Here is a 5,856-nt window from a genome sequence, read left to right as displayed (position 1 = left end):
AGAATGCGATCTTTAACAATTAACAGTCAATAAATGTGGGCACTTGATGAAAGCGCACCGGTCAGTTTAACTGGCCGGCATGCTTAAAAAATATCAAATGTTCGCAAGAAATAACAAACAAGACGTTTCGCAAGAAACGAACTGTCAGTATTTTGAGTGAGCGACACCTTCGCAAGAAGGAGTTCAGAAATGAACACAAACAGAGATTAAACTGAAGAGTTTGATCCTGGCTCAGATTGAACGCTGGCGGCATGCCTTACACATGCAAGTCGAACGGCAGCACGGACTTCGGTCTGGTGGCGAGTGGCGAACGGGTGAGTAATATATCGGAACATACCCAGTAGTGGGGGATAACTATCCGAAAGGATAGCTAATACCGCATACGATCTGTGGATGAAAGCAGGGGATCTTCGGACCTTGTGCTATTGGAATGGCCGATATCTGATTAGCTAGTTGGTAGGGTAAAAGCCTACCAAGGCGACGATCAGTAGCTGGTCTGAGAGGACGACCAGCCACACTGGAACTGAGACACGGTCCAGACTCCTACGGGAGGCAGCAGTGGGGAATTTTGGACAATGGGGGCAACCCTGATCCAGCAATGCCGCGTGAGTGAAGAAGGCCCTCGGGTTGTAAAGCTCTTTTGTCAGGGAAGAAACGGAGTTCTCTAATATAGGATTCTAATGACGGTACCTGAAGAATAAGCACCGGCTAACTACGTGCCAGCAGCCGCGGTAATACGTAGGGTGCAAGCGTTAATCGGAATTACTGGGCGTAAAGCGTGCGCAGGCGGTTTTGTAAGTCTGATGTGAAATCCCCGGGCTCAACCTGGGAACTGCATTGGAGACTGCAAGGCTAGAGTGTGTCAGAGGGGGGTAGAATTCCACGTGTAGCAGTGAAATGCGTAGAGATGTGGAGGAATACCGATGGCGAAGGCAGCCCCCTGGGATAACACTGACGCTCATGCACGAAAGCGTGGGGAGCAAACAGGATTAGATACCCTGGTAGTCCACGCCCTAAACGATGTCTACTAGTTGTCGGGACTTAATTGTCTTGGTAACGCAGCTAACGCGTGAAGTAGACCGCCTGGGGAGTACGGTCGCAAGATTAAAACTCAAAGGAATTGACGGGGACCCGCACAAGCGGTGGATGATGTGGATTAATTCGATGCAACGCGAAAAACCTTACCTACCCTTGACATGGCAGGAATCCCGAAGAGATTTGGGAGTGCTCGCAAGAGAACCTGCACACAGGTGCTGCATGGCTGTCGTCAGCTCGTGTCGTGAGATGTTGGGTTAAGTCCCGCAACGAGCGCAACCCTTGTCATTAGTTGCTACGAAAGGGCACTCTAATGAGACTGCCGGTGACAAACCGGAGGAAGGTGGGGATGACGTCAAGTCCTCATGGCCCTTATGGGTAGGGCTTCACACGTCATACAATGGTACATACAGAGGGCCGCCAACCCGCGAGGGGGAGCTAATCCCAGAAAGTGTATCGTAGTCCGGATTGTAGTCTGCAACTCGACTACATGAAGTTGGAATCGCTAGTAATCGCGGATCAGCATGTCGCGGTGAATACGTTCCCGGGTCTTGTACACACCGCCCGTCACACCATGGGAGCGGGTTCTGCCAGAAGTAGGTAGCTTAACCGCAAGGAGGGCGCTTACCACGGCAGGGTTCGTGACTGGGGTGAAGTCGTAACAAGGTAGCCGTATCGGAAGGTGCGGCTGGATCACCTCCTTTCTAGAGTAGCGCAGAAGTTAAGTGTCCACTTTTATTGACTGTTAAAAGAAAAGACGAGAAAAGTAGTAAACAGAAGTGAAGCTGCTTTGCGGTAGGAAGCAGTACCTGAATGGGGGTTTAGCTCAGCTGGGAGAGCACCTGCTTTGCAAGCAGGGGGTCGTCGGTTCGATCCCGTCAACCTCCACCACCTGGAAAAGACTGATTCAAACGAGATTGATCAAGGCGCAACGAAGCAGACAGTACGCAAGTACGGCCAGGCGTTGCAACGCAGAGCAAGCGCGTTTTAAACAGTCATGCGGGGCTGTAGCTCAGCTGGTTAGAGCACCGTGTTGATAACGCGGGGGTCGTTGGTTCGAGCCCAACCAGCCCTACCAAAAGTAAGGATGAGAAAACAAACGCAAATAGCGCGGGCGCTGTTTAGGTTTGTTCTTTCAAAGCGAAAGAGAGTCGCAAGACTCAGCAACAAGAAGTACTCGTTCTTTAACAATTCAGAAGAAGTAAAGTAGAAATAATCAAAATTTATTTCTGTAAAGGAAGTGTCCGGAAGGGTGCTTCGTTTAGTGTGACGACAGTCATGCTGAATAATTTATGGAAGGGTTATGATTGTATCGAACAAACAAAGTATTAAAAGAGTTTGATCAAAAGCAGCCGAAAGGCAGTTTTAGAAAAAATAAATTCTTGAGATACGGCAAACGCTAAAGTAATACTCATAAGTAGTAAAGAACTATAACGGTCTTGCGCACGACGAACAGAGCGAAAAGCTGGTTTTGCGTAGATGTTGTCGATTAAAAATGAGCTGGCCCTGCCAGGCATTTTTAAGAAACAAGATCACACAAAAGTAGGGTTTCACTTTTGTGTGCAGGNAGTAATACTCATAAGTAGTAAAGAACTATAACCGTTTTTTATGCTGGGTTTAGTGAGAATGAACTAAAAATCATCTGGCTTTGCCAGGGATTTTTACCTGACTAAACCAAACCAAAGTAGGTTTCTACTTTGGTTTGCATAGAAGCTAAAGTTATAGGGACAAGTGACTAAGTGCACATGGTGGATGCCTTGGCGATATCAGGCGATGAAGGACGTAGTAGCTTGCGATAAGCTGCGGGGAGTGAGCANAGCTAAAGTTATAGGGACAAGTGACTAAGTGCACATGGTGGATGCCTTGGCGATATCAGGCGATGAAGGACGTAGTAGCTTGCGATAAGCTGCGGGGAGTGAGCAAACACACATTGATCCGCAGATTTCCGAATGGGGAAACCCGGCCGAAAGGTCATCGTATTCTGAATACATAGGGATACGAAGCGAACGTGGCGAACTGAAACATCTAAGTAGCTACAGGAAAAGAAATCAACCGAGATTCCCAAAGTAGTGGCGAGCGAAATGGGAAGAGCCTGCATGATTTAGCATCTTTGATAATAGAACGGAATGGAAAGTCCGGCCATAGAGGGTGATAGCCCCGTATATAAAATCATCGGTGTGGAACTAAGTATGCGACAAGTAGGGCGGGACACGTGAAATCCTGTCTGAACATGGGGGGACCATCCTCCAAGGCTAAATACTCGATATCGACCGATAGTGAACCAGTACCGTGAGGGAAAGGCGAAAAGAACCCCGGAAGGGGAGTGAAATAGAACCTGAAACCGTGTGCATACAAACAGTAGGAGCAGACTTGTTCTGTGACTGCGTACCTTTTGTATAATGGGTCAGCGACTTACATTCAGTGGCAAGCTTAACCGCATAGGGAAGGCGCAGAGAAATCGAGTCCGAATAGGGCGAAATCAGTCGCTGGGTGTAGACCCGAAACCAAGTGATCTACCCATGGCCAGGTTGAAGGTGCGGTAACACGCACTGGAGGACCGAACCCACTAATGTTGAAAAATTAGGGGATGAGCTGTGGGTAGGGGTGAAAGGCTAAACAAACTTGGAAATAGCTGGTTCTCTCCGAAAACTATTTAGGTAGTGCCTCTTGTATCACCGTCGGGGGTAGAGCACTGTTATGGCTAGGGGGTCATCGCGACTTACCAACCCATTGCAAACTCCGAATACCGACGAGTGCGAGCAAGGGAGACAGACATCGGGTGCTAACGTCCGGTGTCAAGAGGGAAACAACCCAGACCGCCAGCTAAGGTCCCAAAGTACAGCTAAGTGGAAAACGAAGTGGGAAGGCTAAAACAGTCAGGAGGTTGGCTTAGAAGCAGCCACCCTTTAAAGAAAGCGTAATAGCTCACTGATCGAGTCGTCCTGCGCGGAAGATGTAACGGGGCTAAGCTGTACACCGAAGCTGCGGATATCCTTTTAGGATATGGTAGGAGAGCGTTCTGTAAGCCTGCGAAGGTGACTTGTAAAGGTTGCTGGAGGTATCAGAAGTGCGAATGCTGACATGAGTAGCGATAATGGGGGTGAAAAGCCCCCACGCCGTAAGCCCAAGGTTTCCTGTTCAACGTTCATCGGAGCAGGGTGAGTCGGCCCCTAAGGCGAGGCAGAGATGCGTAGCTGATGGGAAGCAGGTTAATATTCCTGCACCGTCGTATGATGCGATGGGGGGACGGATCGCGGAAGGTCGTCAGGCGGTTGGAAGAGCCTGTTCTTGACTTGGAGAAGGTGTCTAGGTAAATCCGGGCACGGAATTCAAGGGGTTGAGACGAGTGAGCATGCTCACGAAGCGATCGGAAGTGGTTCCAAGAAAAGCCTCTAAGCTTCAGTCATACGAGACCGTACCGCAAACCGACACAGGTGGGCGAGATGAGTATTCTAAGGCGCTTGAGAGAACTCGGGAGAAGGAACTCGGCAAATTGGTACCGTAACTTCGGGATAAGGTACGCCCTGGTAGTTTGACCTCCCTGCGGGGGAAGGACGAAGGGGTTGCAATAAACTGGTGGCTGCGACTGTTTAATAAAAACACAGCACTCTGCAAACACGAAAGTGGACGTATAGGGTGTGACGCCTGCCCGGTGCTGGAAGATTAAATGATGGGGTGCAAGCTCTTGATTGAAGTCCCAGTAAACGGCGGCCGTAACTATAACGGTCCTAAGGTAGCGAAATTCCTTGTCGGGTAAGTTCCGACCTGCACGAATGGCGTAACGATGGCCACACTGTCTCCTCCCGAGACTCAGCGAAGTTGAAGTGTTTGTGATGATGCAATCTACCCGCGGCTAGACGGAAAGACCCCATGAACCTTTACTGTAGCTTTGCATTGGACTTTGAATCGATCTGTGTAGGATAGGTGGGAGGCTTAGAAGCGTGGACGCCAGTTTGCGTGGAGCCATCCTTGAAATACCACCCTGGTTTATTTGAGGTTCTAACCTTGGCCCGTAATCCGGGTCGGGGACAGTGCATGGTAGGCAGTTTGACTGGGGCGGTCTCCTCCCAAAGTGTAACGGAGGAGTTCGAAGGTACGCTAGGTACGGTCGGACATCGTGCTAATAGTGCAATGGCATAAGCGTGCTTAACTGCGAGACTGACAAGTCGAGCAGGTACGAAAGTAGGACATAGTGATCCGGTGGTTCTGTATGGAAGGGCCATCGCTCAACGGATAAAAGGTACTCTGGGGATAACAGGCTGATTCCTCCCAAGAGTTCATATCGACGGGGGAGTTTGGCACCTCGATGTCGGCTCATCACATCCTGGGGCTGTAGCCGGTCCCAAGGGTATGGCTGTTCGCCATTTAAAGTGGTACGTGAGCTGGGTTTAAAACGTCGTGAGACAGTTTGGTCCCTATCTGCCGTGGGCGTTGGAAGTTTGAAGGGGGCTGCTCCTAGTACGAGAGGACCGGAGTGGACGAACCTCTGGTGTACCGGTTGTCACGCCAGTGGCATTGCCGGGTAGCTATGTTCGGAAGAGATAACCGCTGAAAGCATCTAAGCGGGAAACTCGCCTTAAGATGAGACTTCCCAGAGACTAGATCTCTTTAAAGGGTCGTTCGAGACCAGGACGTTGATAGGCTGGGTGTGGAAGTGCAGTAATGCATTAAGCTAACCAGTACTAATTGCCCGTAAGGCTTGTCCCTATAACCTTAGCAGGTATGGGCTACAAGTGAGCAATATGAAGTGTGCGCCAATGGATGTTGGTACAAATCATAACCAGTAAGAAACATAAATGAAGTACGAGTGTACGAAAGTAC

Annotated in this window: 2 tRNA genes and 2 rRNA genes; all 4 read left to right on the top strand. The window is 49.7% G+C overall.

The features are described 5' to 3' along the window. Nucleotides 1-208 precede the first annotated feature (208 nt). Nucleotides 209-1,739 (top strand): 16S ribosomal RNA (locus HV832_RS17055). Between the two features lie 111 nt (nucleotides 1,740-1,850). Beyond that, a tRNA-Ala gene (locus HV832_RS17050) sits at nucleotides 1,851-1,926 on the top strand. A gap of 110 nt (nucleotides 1,927-2,036) precedes the next feature. Beyond that, a tRNA-Ile gene (locus HV832_RS17045) sits at nucleotides 2,037-2,113 on the top strand. A gap of 753 nt (nucleotides 2,114-2,866) precedes the next feature. Further along, nucleotides 2,867-5,742: ribosomal RNA gene (locus HV832_RS17040) — 23S ribosomal RNA — on the top strand. The 16S and 23S rRNA genes sit together here with 2 tRNA genes alongside, the layout of an rRNA operon. The last annotated feature ends 114 nt before the right edge of the window (nucleotides 5,743-5,856 follow it).

The organism is Cognatundibacterium oligocarboniphilum (genome assembly GCF_013377855.1).
Lineage (GTDB): Bacteria > Pseudomonadota > Gammaproteobacteria > Burkholderiales > Burkholderiaceae_D > Undibacterium > Undibacterium oligocarboniphilum.
Note: the sequence above shows the minus strand (reverse complement) of the source record. Positions and strands in the feature narration are given on the sequence as shown.